The following is a 14,644-nucleotide window of genomic DNA, read 5'->3' as shown; positions in this document are numbered from 1 at the left end:
CTTGCCATACCGAGCGCGGTCAAAATCGGAGATTTTTTGACCCTGCCGCGACCCGAAACGAAGAAAGAGCCGACGCATGCATCTCACCGCCGAAAATCTGGCCGCAAGGCGCGGTGAGGATCTCATTTTCGTTAACATTTCCTTTCACTTGGCCGCCGGCGAGGCGCTCATCTTGACGGGCAGAAATGGATCGGGAAAGTCCACTTTGCTGCGGGTTGTCGCCGGCCTCCTGAGGCCGGAAAAAGGCGTCGTCATCTTCCATGACGCAGAGGGCGGAGAAGACCGCCATCCTGGCGAGCTCAGCCACTACCTTGGCCATCGAAATGCGATGAAGAATGAACTTACAGTTGCAGAAAACCTCGGTTTCTGGCGCAGCTTTCTTGGCGGCGTAGGAGGCTCTGCCGGCCTCGCCGTCGACGCCGCCGCCGAAGCCGTCGGTCTTTCCGGCGTCACCCACCTTCCCTTCGGTTACCTCTCCGCCGGCCAGCAGCGCCGGTTTGCCTTCGCCAAGCTGCTCGTCGCCCACCGCCCCGTCTGGATCCTCGACGAACCGACAGCCGCACTCGATACCAACGCCGACCGGCTGCTGGCCGGATTGATCGCGGCGCATCAGGCAAAGAGCGGCATCGTGCTGGCGGCAACGCACCAGCCGCTGGGGCTCGAGAATGCGCGGGAATTGAAGATGACCGGCTTTGCCGGTGCGGATGCGGGGGTATGGGGATGATGGTCTGCGGATGTTTACGAGAGCATGGCGTAAAACCCCCTCCCCAACCCCTCCCCACAAGGGGGAGGGGCTACGGTGCCGCGCTGTCTCGCACAAACCTCATCGTAGCAGTCGGCAGAACGATAAAAGCCTGCAAAACCTTCACTTTCGACCACAGCCACGGACCGCAGCTTAGTCCCTCCCCCTTGTGGGGAGGGGTTGGGGAGGGGTTTTTCTTCGCTCGCAGTGAGGGGTCTTCCTCACATCCCCGCAACGAGCGCCGCGCATGACCGCCCTCTTCCTCCGCGACCTCAAGCTCTCGATCCGCGCCGGCGGCGGCGCGCTGATCGGCGTGCTGTTCTTCCTCACGATTGTCGCCGTCATCCCCTTCGGCGTCGGTCCGGACCTCAAGCTTCTCTCCCGCATCGGCCCTGCCATCGTCTGGATCGGCGCATTGCTCGCCGCCCTTCTTGGCCTCGACCGTCTGTTCCAGGCCGAGCGCGATGACGGATCGCTCGACCTGATGCTGATGCAGGAAACGCCGCTCGTCCTCACCGTGCTGGTCAAATGCTTCGCCCACTGGACCGCCACCAGCCTGCCGCTGGTCGTCGCCTCGCCGCTGCTCGGCCTGTTCATGAACATGGACGAAAGGGCAATCGGCGCGACCGCGCTGACGCTTCTTGCCGGCTCTCCCGCCATCACCTTCATCGGCGCGGTCGGCGCCGCCGTGGCCGTCGCACTGCCCCGCGGCGGTCTGCTGGTCTCGATCCTGGTGTTGCCACTGACCATCCCGGTGCTGATCTTCGGCGTCAGCGCCACCTATGCCGCCGTCGAGGATCCCGCCCCGTTCCTGCCGCCCTTTCTCATCCTCATCGCGCTGACGCTGTTTTTCGCGGTCATCGGCCCGGCTGCCGCCGCCCTTGCGCTGCGAAACACGGCGGATTGACCAGGATTGACCAGCCATCCGATTGCGGGAAAAGCCGGATCACGGTAAGGAAGCGGACATGAGCCAAACCAGCCTTGCCATCAGCAAATTCAGCGATCTCGCCAACCCGACCCGGTTCTTGGCGCTGGCAGCGCGCGTCATTCCCTGGCTGGCCGGCATCACCGCCCTCTGTTTCGCGATCGGCCTCTATCTCAGCTTCTCCACAGAAGGCGATTACCAGCAGGGCGAGACCGTGCGCATCATGTACATCCATGTGCCCGCCGCCTGGCTTTCGATGATGTGCTACACGATCATGAGCGTCTCGGCGATCGGCACGCTGGTTTGGCGCCATCCGCTGGCCGACGTCTCGGCCAAGGCCGCAGCCCCGCTCGGCGCCGCCTTCACCCTGCTCGCCCTCGTCACCGGCTCGCTCTGGGGCAAGCCGATGTGGGGCACCTGGTGGGTCTGGGATGCGCGGCTGACCTCCGTCTTCATTCTCTTCCTGATGTATCTCGGCCTGATTGCGCTCAGCCGCGCCATCGACGATCCGTCAAAGGCTGCGCGCCTCAGCGCCGTGCTCATCCTCGTCGGCTTCGTCAACATCCCGATCATCAAATTCTCTGTGGAATGGTGGAACACGCTGCATCAATCGGCAAGCGTGCTGCGCCTTGATGGCCCGGCGATCGATCCGGAATTCCTGCGGCCGCTCTTCTTCATGGCGATCGCCTTCTCGCTGCTTTTCTTCACGCTGCATATCATGGCGATGCGCAACGAAATCTGGCGCCGCCGCATTGCCGCCCAACGCCGTCTTGCCGCCCGCATGGCGAGCCGGGAGGAATAACCGGTGACGCATGCCTTCTACGTCTACGCCTCCTATGGCTTCGCAGCCCTCGTGACCGTTGCCGTCACGCTCTGGACCTGGACCGACGGCCGGGCGCGCCGCCGTGAACTGGCAGCGCTCGAAGCCGCCGGCATCCGCCGCCGCTCGGCGCGCGCAAAGGACGGCGAATGAGCGAAGCGCCTGAAACCACGATCACCAAACCGCGCGGCCTTGGCCGCTACGCGCTGGCGCTTCTGCCGCTGATCGTCTTCGGCGGCATTGCCGCGACGGCCGCAAAAATGCTCTACGACCAGGATTTCCACGGCAAGAACATCGCCGAAATCCCCTCCGCCCTGATCGGCACCAAGGCGCCCGCGCTGAACCTGCCGCCGCTAGACGGCGCCAACCTGCCGGCGCTGACCGATGCCGCCGTCAACGGCAAGCTGACCCTCGTCAACGTCTTTGCCTCGTGGTGCATCCCCTGCCGGGACGAGCATCCTGTGTTGAAAGAACTGGCGAAAGACGGACGGTTGAACGTCGTCGCCATCAACTACAAGGACAAGAGCGACAACGCCGTGCGTTTCCTCGGTGAGCTTGGCAACCCCTATCAGGCGATCGGCATCGATCCGAACGGCAAGGCCGCGATCGACTGGGGTGTCTACGGCATTCCGGAAAGTTATCTGGTCGGCCCCGACGGCACGATCCTCTACAAACGCGTCGGCCCGTTTGATGATATCAGCCTGAAAGAAGGGCTGTTTCCGGCGATGGAAAAGGCCCTGGGGAAGCCGGTTTCGTAAGAGCTTACGCTCCGCCCTGCCAGACTTTGATCGCCTCCACCGGCCAGATCAGCATCACCACGTTGAGGGTCAGGTTGTCGCGGATCATATAGCCTGTGAAAATCTCGAAGAAGATGGCGATCGCAACCGTGAGCGCCACCGGCGCACGCGCTGCGAAGAAGAAACCGACGCACATGAAGACGGTATCCATCGCCGAATTCAGGATGCTGTCTCCGTAATAGTCGAGCGCGATTGTCGCCGTACGGTAGCGGTCGATGATCAGAGGCGAATTCTCCAGCAGTTCCCAGCCGGATTCGATGACGAGCGCCAGCAGCAGCCTCGCCGCCAGCGGCTTGCGGCGCAGGATCAGATGCCCGAGCGCGTAGAACAGGAAGCCGTGGATGATATGCGACGGCGTGTACCAATCCGACAGATGCTGCGAATTGCCGCTGGTATTGACCCCACCCTCCCACAGCTTGACGTAGCCGCAGGCGCAGATCGGCACGCGGCCCATCATATATTCGGCGACGATCTGGGCGACCAGCACAGCAAGGCAGGCGACAAACCAGAAGGTCTGGTGTCTGGCCCGATATTCGACGTCTGCCGCGCTCACTTCTCGCCGTCCGTTTCCAGGTTGATGCTGTGCTTCAGCACCAGCGGCATCTGCGCCAGCGTAAAGATGATGGTGATCGGCATCGTGCCCCAAACCTTGAAGGCGACCCAGGTACCGTCGGAGAAATTGCGCCAGACGACCTCGTTCAACACAGCGAGAAACAGAAAGAAGATACCCCAGCGAATGGTGAGCTTGCGCCAGCCCTCCGGATCGAGCTGGAAGGCGGCATTGAAGACGTAGCCGAGCAGCGACCTGCCGAAGGCAAGCCCACCAAGCAGCGCCACCCCGAAGAGCGCGTTGACGATGGTCGGCTTCATCTTGATGAATGTCTCGTTCTGCAGGTAGATGCCGAGCGCCCCGAAGATCAGCACCACGATGCCGGAGACGAACGGCATGATCGGCAGATGGCCGAGCACGATTTTCGAAACGATCAGCGAAATCGCCGTCGCCGCCATGAAAAGCCCGGTTGCGACGAACAGCGGACCACCCAGCTCCGAAAGAGCGGGAAACCGCTCCACCAGCCACTGGCCGCGCAGATTGGCGAAGAAGAAGATCAGCAGCGGCCCGAGTTCCAGCGCCAGTTTCAGCAGCGGATGATGCCGGTCGGCCGCGGTTGGGGTGATGTCGCTTTCGGTGCTCATGCGTTCTTCAAACCTGCTATTCCTGAAAACCTGGTTGCCAACCGTGCCCTGCACGTTTTCGGCGGCATATCTGTGGCATCATTGGGGAAGTCCGGCAATGGCATGGGCGAAATCCTCGGCCTCGAACGGCTCCAGGTCCTCGACGCCCTCGCCGACCCCGATGAAATAGACCGGCAGCTTGTGCTTGGCCGATATGGCAACGAGAATGCCGCCGCGCGCCGTGCCGTCGAGCTTGGTCATGATCAGCCCGTTGACGCCGGCGACGTTGCGGAAGATCTCGACCTGGCTGAGCGCATTTTGCCCGGTCGTCGCGTCGAGCGTCTGCAGCACCGTGTGCGGTGCATCGGGATCGAGCTTGCCGAGCACACGGACGATCTTCTCGAGCTCGGCCATCAGCTCGGCCTTGTTCTGCAGCCGGCCGGCGGTATCGACGATCAGCACGTCGCATTTTTTCGCTTTCGCCTGTTCGAAGGCGTCATAGGCAAGGCCGGCGGCATCGGCGCCGAGTTTGGTGCCGATGAATTCGGAATTCGTCCGGTCGGCCCAGATTTTCAGCTGCTCGATTGCCGCGGCGCGAAAGGTATCGCCGGCAGCCAGCATCACCTTCAGCCCGGCGCCGGAGAGCTTCGCCGCGAGCTTGCCGATTGTCGTCGTCTTGCCGGTGCCGTTGACACCGACGACAAGGATGACGTGCGGCTTGTGCGACAGGTCAAGCTGCAGCGGCTTGGCGACCGGCTTCAGAACCTTGGCGATTTCGGACGCCATGATCCGGCTGACATCCTCGCCGGTGACATCCTTGCCATAACGCTCGGAAGCCAGCGTATCGGTGACCCGCATGGCGGTCTCGACGCCGAGATCGGCCTGGATCAGCAGGTCTTCCAGATCCTGCAGCGTCTCGTCATCAAGCTTGCGCTTGGTGAAGAGCGCGGTGATCTGGCCCGTCAGCTGCGAGGACGTGCGTGCAAGGCCGTTGCGCAGGCGCTGGAACCAGCTGAGTTTCGGCTGCGGGACTGGAGCGACGAATTCAGGGACGGCCGGGCCTGTGGCAAAGCCTTTGGGAAGAATGGGAGATTCGGGCTTCGGCTGTTCTGCTATCGTCTCGGAAGGCTCGGCGGGTGAGATACCCCCCTCTGCCCTGCCGGGCATCTCCCCCACAAGGGGGGAGATCGGCTGAACGGAAATGTCTGAGGCTCCGTCGATTTCAGCGGGAATCTCTTCTGAAAACACTTCTGCGACTTCCGCGGTCCCTTCGACCGAAGCCGGCGCGTCAGCCTCCGAACGATCCCCCCCCTTGTGGGGGAGATGTCCCGAAGGGACAGGGGGAGGTGCTTCCGCCTCGCTCTCGTCACTTGCCTGCGTCTCTGCTTCGGCTTCGATCTCCAGCAGTGAAAGCGGCACCAAGCCGAAATCACTCATCTGGCCTGCGGGAGGCAAAGGCAAGGCCTCATCGAGGATGTCCGTTTCCTCGCCTTCGCCGACATCCGCAGCCGGCCCGCCGGCCGTCTCCATTTCCTCGGGAAGAACCGGGTCATCGGCGACCGGCAGATCCTCGTCGCGCGAGCGCGGCTCGAGTTCCCTTGCCACGGCATCAGGCACAGTCACGGCATCAGGCACGGGCTCTTCCGCCGGCTTGTCCTTGCCGAAGGTGAAGACCTTTTTGATGAAACTGAGCGCCATGGGGATTCCGTGAGAAGTCAGGCCGCCGCTGCGGCCGTCAATTGCATGTCGAGATGCTTGCCATTGTGGCCGGTGATCGTGGCCGGCACAAGTTCGCCGGGACGAAGGCCGGGTGCCGCAGCAAGCGTGAAGTTCTCCGTATGCGCCAGGCCGCCGTTTTCGACAAGCAGCCATTGCCGGCTGCCGATCATGCCGTCGAGATGGGCTTGATGCAGCATATGTCCAGTGGCACGCAGCCTGGCGGCGCGCTCCTTGACCAGCGACCGGTCGAGCTGCGGCATGCGGGCTGCCGGCGTGCCCGGACGCGGGCTGTAGGGGAAGACATGCAGATGCGCGATATCAGCCTCTTCGGCCAGTCGCAGGGCATTGCCGAACATCTCTTCCGTTTCGGTGGGAAAGCCGGCGATCATATCGGCGCCGAAGCTCATCTCGGGGCGAAGCCGTCGCGCTTCCTTGATGAAATTGAGCGCATCGGCGCGCGAGTGCCGGCGCTTCATGCGCTTCAGGATCATGTCGTCGCCATGCTGCAGCGACAGATGCAGATGCGGCATGAAGCGGGGCTCGTCGGCGATGAGATCCATCAGGTGGGCATCGGCCTCGATGCTGTCGATCGAGGAAAGCCGCAGGCGGTGAATATCCGGGAGCTGTTTCAGCAGCGTCTTTGCCAGAAGCCCGAGCGTCGGTGCTCCCGGCAGATCGCCGCCATAGCTGGTGGCGTCAACGCCGGTCAGCACGATCTCGCGGTAGCCGCTGTCGGCGAGCTTGCGGGCCTGGTCGACGACCGCTCCCATTGGCACGGAGCGGGAATTGCCGCGGCCATAGGGGATGATGCAGAAGGTGCAGCGGTGGTCGCAGCCGTTCTGCACCTGGATGAAGGCGCGCACATGGCCGTCGATGTGCCGGACCATCTGCGGCGCCGTCGCCTTGACGCTCATGATATCGTTGACACGGAGCTTCTCTTCGGCCGAAACCCCGAAGTCCGGCAGGCTGCGATAGGAAGCGCTCGAAAGCTTCTCCTCGTTGCCGAGCACGGCATCAACCTCTGCCATCGCGGCGAAGGTCTCTTTCTCCGTCTGTGCGGCGCAGCCGGTGACGATGATGCGGGCATGCGGATTGTCGCGCCGTGCCCGGCGGATCGCCTGGCGGGCCTGGCGCACGGCCTCGCCGGTGACCGCACAAGTATTGACCAGGACGGCGTTGTTGAGCCCGGCCTTCTCGGCCTGCGCCTTCATCACTTCGGATTCGTATGTGTTGAGGCGGCAGCCGAAGGTAATGACCTCGACGCCGCTCACTGCGCCTCCGCCTCTCGGGTACCATCGCGTGACCAGAGGCCGGTCGAGGGATCGAGCCTGCCCGACCATTCCCATTCGGCCGGGCCGGTCATGATGACGTGATCGTCGCGTTCGCGCCATTCGATCGAAAGCGTGGCCGGCGGCTTGGCACTTGCGACATTGACCGTCACCTTGCGGCCGGTGCGGCCGGTGCGTGCAGCGCTGACGGCGGAGGAACAGGCGGCCGAGCCGCAGGCAAGCGTCAACCCGGCGCCGCGCTCCCAGGTGCGCGTCGTCATCGATGTCGGCGAGGTCACTTGCGCCAGCGTGATATTGGCGCGCTCGGGAAACATCGGATGGTTTTCGAGCAATGGCCCGAAGCGGGCGAGATCGTAGGACATGACGTCCCTGTCCACCCAGAAGATCGCATGCGGATTGCCCATCGACATCACTGAGGGCGAATGCAGCACCGGATTGTCGATCGGGCCGATCTGTAGTTCGATGCGGCTGGTGTCGTGGAATTCTTCCGCCAGTGGGATCTTCTCCCAATCGAACACCGGCCGGCCCATATCGACGGAGATCGTTCCGTCCTCGTGCTCGACGGCGTTGAGGATGCCGGCGACCGTCTGGAAGGTGAAGGCCTTCCGCCCGGTCTCGGCGGCCAGCGCCTGCACGACGCAGCGGGTGCCGTTGCCGCAGGCCTGCGCCTTCGAACCGTCGGAATTCAGGATATCGATGAAGGCGTCGGTGCCCTCCGCCTTCGGATCATGGACCGCCATGATCTGGTCGAACTCGGTCTCAGGATCAGCATTGAGCGCGACCGCCGCCGGAGGCGTCACCTTGTCCGGCCGGCCGCGCATGTCGACGACCAGGATCTTGTTACCAAGCCCGTTCATCCTCGCGAATTCGACCGTTGCGCTCATGATGTCATTCCGTCCGTCTTTCCGGTGTATATGGCGGAAATGCGAAGGAATTACCAGTGGGGTGAGTGCCGGGCAGGCGCTGTACCCTTCGAGCCAGTTCGGCTTTACCGCTGCACACCATCGGGATCGAAGGACGCGGCATGCGCCTCGACAATTGCCGCGGTGATCACCTTTCTCAGCTCGTAGACCAGCGAGCGGGACCGCTTGCGATCCAGATCCTGCGCCGCCTTCGCAAGGTTCAGGCCTTCGTTCAGAACAATATGATGGGCCCGTGCCAGCGCCCAGCTCTCAATATCAGCATTCAACATTCGATATCTCCGCCGGATCATCCGGCATCAAGGATATTCACGAATCATTTTACAGGACGCACTTAACAAGAAAGTAGAATCATAAGCGGAATATTTTGCAACTGGCCCTGCTGCGAATTCGAGCCGCCAAATCAGAAATTTTTTACGGCAAAATCAGAAAAACCAGGCGGGATGTGGAAACCAATACATCGCTCGATTTGAACATCTACTTTCCGACCGCTGCCCGGCGGCGCAATTCCGGCGCGCTCCTGCGGTTCCCGAAAAGTCGCCATGCGGTCATTTGTCCGCATTCGCCTTGACTTTCGCGCGGCTTTCCTGTTTATCGCGCCCAATCCGCGACGAGCCGCATGACTCCGAGCCGCCGACCGGGACCTGAGATCCCGGAGGTCAACACCCGACAGCGCGATGCGCCCTCGGGTGCTTTTTGGCTTTGCGTCTTGTTTTCGTCAAGGAAAAGCACGACGTTTCCGGGCACGTAAGATCCCGCCCGAAACGTATCAAGGAAGAGCCGATGTTTGAAAACCTCCAGGACCGTCTTGGATCCATTCTGAATGGACTGACAGGCCGTGGCGCGCTTTCGGAAGCCGATGTTTCCGCAGCGTTGCGCGAGGTTCGCCGTGCTTTGCTGGAGGCCGACGTCGCGCTCGACGTCGTGCGTTCCTTTACCGACCGCGTGCGTGAAAAGGCCGTCGGCGCCGAGATCCTGAAGTCGATCAAACCAGGCCAGATGGTCGTCAAGATCGTCCATGACGAACTGATCGAGATGCTGGGCGGCGAAGGTGTCGGCATCGACCTGCATGCGGCCGCTCCGGTCGTCGTCATGATGGTCGGCCTGCAGGGCTCCGGCAAGACGACGACGACGGCGAAGATCGCCCACCGACTGTCGACGCGCGATAAGAAGAAGGTGCTGATGGCGTCGCTCGACACGCGCCGTCCGGCAGCCCAGGAGCAGCTTCGCCAGCTCGGCGCCCAGGCCAATATCGACACGCTGCCTGTCATATCGGGTCAGTCGCCAACCGATATCGCCGCCCGCGCCGTCCAGGCGGCCAAGCTCGGCGGCCATGACGTCGTCATCCTCGACACCGCCGGCCGCACCCATATCGACGAGCCGTTGATGGTCGAGATGGCCGACATCAAGAAGCGCTCGAACCCGCATGAAATCCTGCTGGTCGCCGACAGCCTCACCGGTCAGGACGCCGTCAACCTCGCCCGCAGTTTCGACGAACGCGTCGGCATCACCGGCCTGGTGCTGACCCGCATGGATGGCGACGGCCGCGGCGGTGCCGCCCTTTCGATGCGCGCCGTCACCGGCAAGCCGATCAAGCTGATCGGTGTTGGCGAAAGAATGGGCGAGCTGGAGGAATTCCATCCCCGCCGCATCGCCGACCGCATCCTCGGCATGGGCGACATCGTTTCGCTCGTCGAGCGCGCCGCTGAAAATATCGACGCCGAGAAGGCGGCCGCCATGGCCGCCAAGATGGCCAAGGGCAAATTTGACCTTGACGACCTCGCCGACCAGCTGCGCCAGATGCAGAAGATGGGCGGCATGGGCGGCATCATGGGGATGATGCCCGGCATGGCGGGCATGAAGGACAAGATGGCCGCGGCCGGCCTCGACGACAAGCTTTTCGGCCGCCAGATCGCCATCATCCAGTCGATGACCAAGGCCGAGCGCACCAATCCCGACATGCTCAAGCATTCGCGCAAGAAGCGCATCGCCGCCGGCTCCGGCACCGATGCCGCCGCCATCAACAAGCTTCTGAAGATGCACCGCCAGATGGCCGACATGATGAAGATGATGGGCGGCAAGGGCAAAGGCGGCATGATGAAGCAGATGATGGGCGGCCTTGCCGGCAAGATGGGGCTCGGCGGCGGCATGGGCGGTATGGGTGGCGGCATGCCCGATCTCTCGAATATGGATCCCCGGCAGCTCGAGGCCTTGCAAAAGCAGGCGGAAGCGGCGGGACTTGGAAAGCCGGGTGGGGGTATGCCCGGTCTCGGCGGTCTGCCGGGTGGTTTGCCTGGCCTCGGCGGCGCCAAACTGCCGGGCCTTGGCGGTGGTTTCCCGGGATTGCCCGGATTGCCGAAGAAGAAGTGAAAGGATCGCTTGCCCCATGATTGATCCAAACGTCAAAGCCCAGCTCGCGAGCTATCGTCAGTCGATCGACAACATCGATGCCGCTCTCGTGCACATGCTGGCCGAACGCTTCCGCTGCACCAAAGAGGTCGGCATGCTGAAGGCCAAATACAATCTGCCGCCGGCCGACCCGGCGCGCGAGGAATACCAGATCGAACGCCTTCGCCAGCTGGCGAAGGCTGCCAATCTGGACCCGGATTTCGCCGAGAAGTTCCTGAACTTCGTCATCAAGGAAGTCATCCGGCATCATGAGCAGATCGCTGCGGATCATGCTGAACAGAGCGCCGCAGCCCGATAACCCCGCCTAATCAGGCGATCAAGAAAATCCTAAGGAGTAAAGAACATGGCACTGAAAATTCGTCTCGCCCGCGGTGGCTCCAAGAAGCGCCCGTACTACCACGTCGTTCTCGCCGATGCGCGCAGCCCGCGTGACGGCCGCTTCCTCGAAAACCTCGGCTCCTGGAACCCGATGCTTGCCAAGGACGATGAGAAGCGCGTTCAGCTGAACGCCGAGCGTATCAAGCATTGGATCGAACAAGGCGCCCAGCCGACCGATCGCGTTCTGCGCTTCCTCGATGAAGCCGGCGTTGCCAAGCGCGAAGTCAAGAACAACCCGGTCAAGGCAAAGCCCGGCAAGCGCGCCCAGGAACGCGCCGCCGAAAAGGCTCAGAAGGTCGCTGACGCCGCCGCTGCTGCTGCCGACGCTGCGGAATAATCGGGACAGTCCCTTATCGAACGGGCGGCATGGCGACATGCCGCCCGTTTTCGTTTCCAATTACCCGCACTTCGTTTATGAGAAACCTGTCTTTCGGCTTCACATGAAGGAACCCATGACAAAGCTTGAAAACCCCGTTCTGATGGCAACGATCGGTGGCGCGCAAGGCCTCCGGGGAGAGGTGCGTGCCAAGGCCTACACAGCCGATCCGAGCTCACTTGGCGACTACGGCCACCTGCACAGCATGGACGGCCGAAGCTTCGAAGTGCTGGAAATCCGCGAGACGAAGAATATCGTCGTCGTCCGTTTCCGCGGCGTCAACGACCGCAATGCCGCCGAGGCGCTGAACGGGCTTGAGCTCTATATCGAGCGCGACAATCTGCCGGACGAAGAGCTGGAGGACGACGAGTTCTACTATGCCGATCTCGAGGGTCTCGAAGCACGCGACGACAAGGGTGTCAGTTACGGCACGGTCACCGGCGTCTTCGATTTCGGCGGTGGCGACCTGCTGGAACTCAAGGGTCCTGGCAAACGCCCGGTGCTGATCCCCTTTTCCGAAGCCTCGGTGCTGGAGATCGACCTCGAGGCCGGCACGCTGCTGATCGATCCGCTGGCGGCAGGGCTGGTCGACGATTCCGAAGAACTTTCGAAATTCACCGCGGACAAGCCGAAAAAGAAGAAGTGACGCCATGGCCTTCCGGGCGAGCGTGCTGACACTCTATCCGGAAATGTTTCCGGGGCATCTGGGCTTCTCGCTCGCCGGCAAGGCAATGGAGCGCGGGCAATGGTCGCTGGATGCGGTGCAGATCCGCGACTTCGCCACCGACAAGCACCGCACCGTCGACGACACTCCGGCTGGCGGCGGCGCCGGCATGGTGCTGAAACCCGACGTTCTCGCCCGTGCGATCGACAGCACCGCAGAAAACGATACCCGCCCGCGCCTGCTGATGAGCCCGCGCGGCCGGCCGCTGACGCAGGAGCGCGTACGCGAGCTTGCGGCCGGCGACGGCGTCATCATCGTCTGCGGCCGCTTCGAAGGCGTCGACCAGCGAGTGATCGAGGCGCGCGGGCTGGAAGAGGTCTCGATCGGCGACTACGTGTTGTCCGGCGGTGAGCCGGCGGCACTGATCGTGCTCGACGCGATCATCCGCATCCTGCCCGGTGTCATGGGCAACGATCTTTCCGGCCTGCACGAAAGCTTCGAAGGCGGCCTGCTGGAACATCCCCACTATACCCGGCCGCAGGCGTGGGAAGGCCGGGAAATCCCCGCCATTCTCACCTCGGGCAACCACGGCGCCATCGATAAATGGCGGCATCAGGAGGCGGTGCGGCTGACGCGGGAGCGACGGCCGGACCTGCTCGAAAAAGCTGAAAGTGACAAAAACGGCTGATTTCGCGGCCTTTTTCACAAAAATGTCGTGCGAGGGATGACAAGCCCTGGGCTTTGGTGTATTGGCGCACGCGGAAATGGGGTTTATCCCCGTCTGCCAGCAAACAAAGAATGGCGAACCCGCTCCCGCCCTGAAGGGCAAAGTCCTGAGGCAAGTTCCAAAGGATCAGTGTCGAGCGCTCTGGCTGTTTCAGAAGAACCAAAGGTTAAGACGATGAACATCATTCAGCAGCTTGAGGCCGAACAGGTCGCCAAGATCGAAGCCAAGCGCACGCTCCCAGAATTTTCCCCGGGCGACACCCTCCGCGTCAACGTCAAGGTCACGGAAGGCACCCGTACCCGCGTTCAGGCCTATGAAGGCGTCTGCATCGCCCGCTCCGGCGGCGGCTTGCAGGAAAACTTCACGGTCCGCAAGATCTCCTACGGCGAAGGCGTCGAGCGCGTATTCCCGGTTTACTCGCCGATGATCGAAAGCGTCGATGTCGTTCGCCGCGGTAAGGTCCGTCGCGCCAAGCTCTATTACCTGCGCGACCGTCGCGGCAAGTCTGCCCGTATCGTTGAAGACACCGGCGTCCGTGCCCGTAAGCTCAACGACGCCGAGCGCGCTGCCATTGCCGAGGAAAAGGCACGCATCGAAGCTGAAAAGGTTGCAGCAGCCCAGGCGCTCGCCGCCGAGAAGGCAGCAGCAGAAGCAGCGGAAGCCAAGGCCGCTGCTGAAGCAGCAGCCGCTGCCGCCGCAGCGGAACCGGCAGCAGAATAACATCTGCACGACGCATTCTTTGCTTGAAGCAAAATTCTTCGCTTTGAGCAAAATTCTTTCGCTTCGAAAGGCGGCCTTCGGGTCGCCTTTTCTATTTTTTGCTTCGGCGTGCAGCAGGCGGCCTTGCTTCTGACCTATCTTCCGTGACAGTTTTTGGCGTTCAATTTTAGGGAACCCATCAATGTTGTTTCGCCGCACCGTTCTTGCGAGCTTCGCCGCCCTTACTCTTCTGCCGCTCGCCGCAATGGCCGCCGAGCTGCCCGATCTCGGCGGCAAGAGCGTCGTCGTCGTTACCGAGAATGCCTATCCGCCGCTGCAGTTCGTCGATCCGAAATCCGGCAAGCCGATCGGCTGGGAATATGATGCGATGAACGAGATCGCCAAGCGGCTGAATTTCAAGGTCGAATACCAGAACACCAGCTGGGACGCGATGATCCAGGCAGTTTCCGACGGCCAGTACAATATCGGCATGACCGGCATTACCATCAAGGAAGACCGCAAGCAGAAGGTGGATTTCTCCGACCCCTATATGCGTTCGCAGCAGTTCATGCTGGTGCGCGGCGACGAGAAGCGGTTCACCGAGGCCAAGTCCTTCGGCGCATTCAAGGACGGCCTAGTCGGCGCGCAAGCCGGCACGACGCCATTCTATACCGCTGTTTATGAAGTGCTCGACGGCAACGAACAGAACCCGCGCATCAAGCTGTTCGAAACCTTCGGCGCCACCGTCCAGGCCTTGAAGGCCGGCGACGTCGACGTCGTGCTGACCGACGGCACCGCCGGCAAGGGTTATGTCGATGCCTCGGGCGGTGCCCTGAAGCTGATCGGCGAGCCGCTCGGCACCGAGGATTTCGGCTTCATTTTCCCGAAGGGCTCCGATCTCGTCGCCCCCGTCAATGCCGCCATTTCAGCTCTCAAGGCCGACGGCACGCTGGATGCGCTGAACAAGAAGTGGTTCCTCGACTACAAGATGGGCGAATGACGCCGA

General features: G+C 62.4%; 19 protein-coding genes. 13 read left to right on the top strand and 6 right to left on the bottom strand.

The features are described 5' to 3' along the window. The first annotated feature begins 76 nt into the window (after positions 1-76). From ccmA to RCCGE510_RS18555, 5 genes are all read left to right on the top strand, one after another. Positions 77-724 (top strand): heme ABC exporter ATP-binding protein CcmA, encoded by a 648-nt coding sequence (gene ccmA, locus RCCGE510_RS18575; protein WP_007632449.1) that lies wholly within the window; start codon positions 77-79, stop codon positions 722-724. Positions 725-989: 265 nt separating this feature from the next. Then, positions 990-1,649, top strand: a complete 660-nt coding sequence (ccmB, locus tag RCCGE510_RS18570; RefSeq protein WP_007632448.1) for a heme exporter protein CcmB — start codon at positions 990-992, stop codon at positions 1,647-1,649. A 58-nt stretch (positions 1,650-1,707) separates the two neighbouring features. After that, positions 1,708-2,469: a heme ABC transporter permease gene (locus RCCGE510_RS18565; RefSeq protein ID WP_007632445.1), complete on the top strand. Its 762-nt coding sequence runs from the start codon at positions 1,708-1,710 to the stop codon at positions 2,467-2,469. 3 nt (positions 2,470-2,472) lie between these two features. Next, positions 2,473-2,640 (top strand): heme exporter protein CcmD, encoded by a 168-nt coding sequence (gene ccmD / locus RCCGE510_RS18560; protein ID WP_007632443.1) that lies wholly within the window; start codon positions 2,473-2,475, stop codon positions 2,638-2,640. Next, positions 2,637-3,245, top strand: a complete 609-nt coding sequence (locus RCCGE510_RS18555; RefSeq protein WP_007632441.1) for a DsbE family thiol:disulfide interchange protein — start codon at positions 2,637-2,639, stop codon at positions 3,243-3,245. The genes ccmD and RCCGE510_RS18555 overlap by 4 nt, the downstream gene beginning before the upstream one ends. A gap of 4 nt (positions 3,246-3,249) precedes the next feature. Here RCCGE510_RS18555 and RCCGE510_RS18550 read toward each other — a convergent pair whose 3' ends face one another. The 6 genes from RCCGE510_RS18550 to RCCGE510_RS18525 form a co-directional block, all read right to left on the bottom strand. Beyond that, positions 3,250-3,837 carry a DUF2585 domain-containing protein gene (locus RCCGE510_RS18550; RefSeq protein ID WP_007632440.1) on the bottom strand — a complete coding sequence of 196 codons (588 nt, stop codon included), beginning with the start codon at positions 3,835-3,837 and terminating at the stop codon, positions 3,250-3,252. Next, positions 3,834-4,478, bottom strand: a complete 645-nt coding sequence (locus RCCGE510_RS18545) for a septation protein A (protein WP_007632438.1) — start codon at positions 4,476-4,478, stop codon at positions 3,834-3,836. Before RCCGE510_RS18545 ends, RCCGE510_RS18550 begins: the two co-directional genes overlap by 4 nt. A 78-nt stretch (positions 4,479-4,556) precedes the next feature. Continuing rightward, the gene (gene ftsY, locus RCCGE510_RS18540; protein WP_007632436.1) at positions 4,557-6,155 is read right to left on the bottom strand and encodes a signal recognition particle-docking protein FtsY; all 1,599 of its coding nucleotides are present in this window, start codon (positions 6,153-6,155) and stop codon (positions 4,557-4,559) included. A 17-nt stretch (positions 6,156-6,172) separates the two neighbouring features. Further along, entirely contained in the window at positions 6,173-7,447 is a 1,275-nt protein-coding gene (gene mtaB / locus RCCGE510_RS18535) for a tRNA (N(6)-L-threonylcarbamoyladenosine(37)-C(2))-methylthiotransferase MtaB (protein WP_007632434.1), read from the bottom strand. Next, positions 7,444-8,349 (bottom strand): diaminopimelate epimerase, encoded by a 906-nt coding sequence (dapF, locus tag RCCGE510_RS18530; protein ID WP_007632432.1) that lies wholly within the window; start codon positions 8,347-8,349, stop codon positions 7,444-7,446. Before dapF ends, mtaB begins: the two co-directional genes overlap by 4 nt. Before the next feature lie 104 nt (positions 8,350-8,453). Then, positions 8,454-8,678 (bottom strand): hypothetical protein, encoded by a 225-nt coding sequence (locus RCCGE510_RS18525; protein ID WP_081525764.1) that lies wholly within the window; start codon positions 8,676-8,678, stop codon positions 8,454-8,456. Positions 8,679-8,752: 74 nt separating this feature from the next. On the opposite strand from RCCGE510_RS18525, the gene RCCGE510_RS34810 reads away from it, so the two are divergent. The 8 genes from RCCGE510_RS34810 (at position 8,753) to RCCGE510_RS18485 (ending at position 14,638) form a co-directional block, all read left to right on the top strand. Continuing rightward, the gene (locus RCCGE510_RS34810) at positions 8,753-8,956 is read left to right on the top strand and encodes a hypothetical protein (protein WP_007632428.1); all 204 of its coding nucleotides are present in this window, start codon (positions 8,753-8,755) and stop codon (positions 8,954-8,956) included. Positions 8,957-9,168: 212 nt separating this feature from the next. Then, positions 9,169-10,755, top strand: coding sequence for a signal recognition particle protein (gene ffh / locus RCCGE510_RS18515; RefSeq protein ID WP_007632426.1), 1,587 nt, complete (start codon positions 9,169-9,171; stop codon positions 10,753-10,755). 16 nt (positions 10,756-10,771) lie between these two features. Then, the gene (locus RCCGE510_RS18510) at positions 10,772-11,092 is read left to right on the top strand and encodes a chorismate mutase (RefSeq protein WP_007632424.1); all 321 of its coding nucleotides are present in this window, start codon (positions 10,772-10,774) and stop codon (positions 11,090-11,092) included. Between the two features lie 45 nt (positions 11,093-11,137). Next, on the top strand, positions 11,138-11,509 hold the full coding sequence (gene rpsP / locus RCCGE510_RS18505) for a 30S ribosomal protein S16 (protein ID WP_007632423.1): 372 nt from the start codon (positions 11,138-11,140) through the stop codon (positions 11,507-11,509). Positions 11,510-11,624: 115 nt separating this feature from the next. Next, the gene (gene rimM, locus RCCGE510_RS18500; RefSeq protein ID WP_007632422.1) at positions 11,625-12,194 is read left to right on the top strand and encodes a ribosome maturation factor RimM; all 570 of its coding nucleotides are present in this window, start codon (positions 11,625-11,627) and stop codon (positions 12,192-12,194) included. 4 nt (positions 12,195-12,198) lie between these two features. Continuing rightward, positions 12,199-12,900, top strand: coding sequence for a tRNA (guanosine(37)-N1)-methyltransferase TrmD (gene trmD, locus RCCGE510_RS18495; RefSeq protein ID WP_007632420.1), 702 nt, complete (start codon positions 12,199-12,201; stop codon positions 12,898-12,900). Between the two features lie 213 nt (positions 12,901-13,113). Then, positions 13,114-13,659: a 50S ribosomal protein L19 gene (rplS, locus tag RCCGE510_RS18490; protein ID WP_007632418.1), complete on the top strand. Its 546-nt coding sequence runs from the start codon at positions 13,114-13,116 to the stop codon at positions 13,657-13,659. A 181-nt stretch (positions 13,660-13,840) separates the two neighbouring features. Then, positions 13,841-14,638: a basic amino acid ABC transporter substrate-binding protein gene (locus tag RCCGE510_RS18485; protein ID WP_007632416.1), complete on the top strand. Its 798-nt coding sequence runs from the start codon at positions 13,841-13,843 to the stop codon at positions 14,636-14,638. Positions 14,639-14,644 lie beyond the last annotated feature (6 nt).

It is taken from the genome of Rhizobium sp. CCGE 510 (assembly GCF_000292525.1).
Taxonomy (GTDB): Bacteria; Pseudomonadota; Alphaproteobacteria; order Rhizobiales; family Rhizobiaceae; genus Rhizobium.
The sequence above is the reverse complement of the archived record's forward strand: the minus strand, read 5'-3'. Positions and strand labels throughout refer to the sequence as shown.

Excerpts from the sequence above, each read along its gene's own strand:
- ccmA (WP_007632449.1), top strand. The coding sequence starts at position 77 with ATGCATCTCACCGCCGAAAATCTGGCCGCAAGGCGCGGTGAGGATCTC.
- ccmB (WP_007632448.1), top strand. The coding sequence starts at position 990 with ATGACCGCCCTCTTCCTCCGCGACCTCAAGCTCTCGATCCGCGCCGGC.
- RCCGE510_RS18565 (WP_007632445.1), top strand. The coding sequence starts at position 1,708 with ATGAGCCAAACCAGCCTTGCCATCAGCAAATTCAGCGATCTCGCCAAC.
- RCCGE510_RS18555 (WP_007632441.1), top strand. The coding sequence starts at position 2,637 with ATGAGCGAAGCGCCTGAAACCACGATCACCAAACCGCGCGGCCTTGGC.
- RCCGE510_RS18545 (WP_007632438.1), bottom strand. The coding sequence starts at position 4,478 with ATGAGCACCGAAAGCGACATCACCCCAACCGCGGCCGACCGGCATCAT.
- ftsY (WP_007632436.1), bottom strand. The coding sequence starts at position 6,155 with ATGGCGCTCAGTTTCATCAAAAAGGTCTTCACCTTCGGCAAGGACAAG.
- dapF (WP_007632432.1), bottom strand. The coding sequence starts at position 8,349 with ATGAGCGCAACGGTCGAATTCGCGAGGATGAACGGGCTTGGTAACAAG.
- RCCGE510_RS18525 (WP_081525764.1), bottom strand. The coding sequence starts at position 8,678 with ATGATCCGGCGGAGATATCGAATGTTGAATGCTGATATTGAGAGCTGG.
- ffh (WP_007632426.1), top strand. The coding sequence starts at position 9,169 with ATGTTTGAAAACCTCCAGGACCGTCTTGGATCCATTCTGAATGGACTG.
- RCCGE510_RS18510 (WP_007632424.1), top strand. The coding sequence starts at position 10,772 with ATGATTGATCCAAACGTCAAAGCCCAGCTCGCGAGCTATCGTCAGTCG.
- rpsP (WP_007632423.1), top strand. The coding sequence starts at position 11,138 with ATGGCACTGAAAATTCGTCTCGCCCGCGGTGGCTCCAAGAAGCGCCCG.
- rimM (WP_007632422.1), top strand. The coding sequence starts at position 11,625 with ATGACAAAGCTTGAAAACCCCGTTCTGATGGCAACGATCGGTGGCGCG.
- trmD (WP_007632420.1), top strand. The coding sequence starts at position 12,199 with ATGGCCTTCCGGGCGAGCGTGCTGACACTCTATCCGGAAATGTTTCCG.
- rplS (WP_007632418.1), top strand. The coding sequence starts at position 13,114 with ATGAACATCATTCAGCAGCTTGAGGCCGAACAGGTCGCCAAGATCGAA.
- RCCGE510_RS18485 (WP_007632416.1), top strand. The coding sequence starts at position 13,841 with ATGTTGTTTCGCCGCACCGTTCTTGCGAGCTTCGCCGCCCTTACTCTT.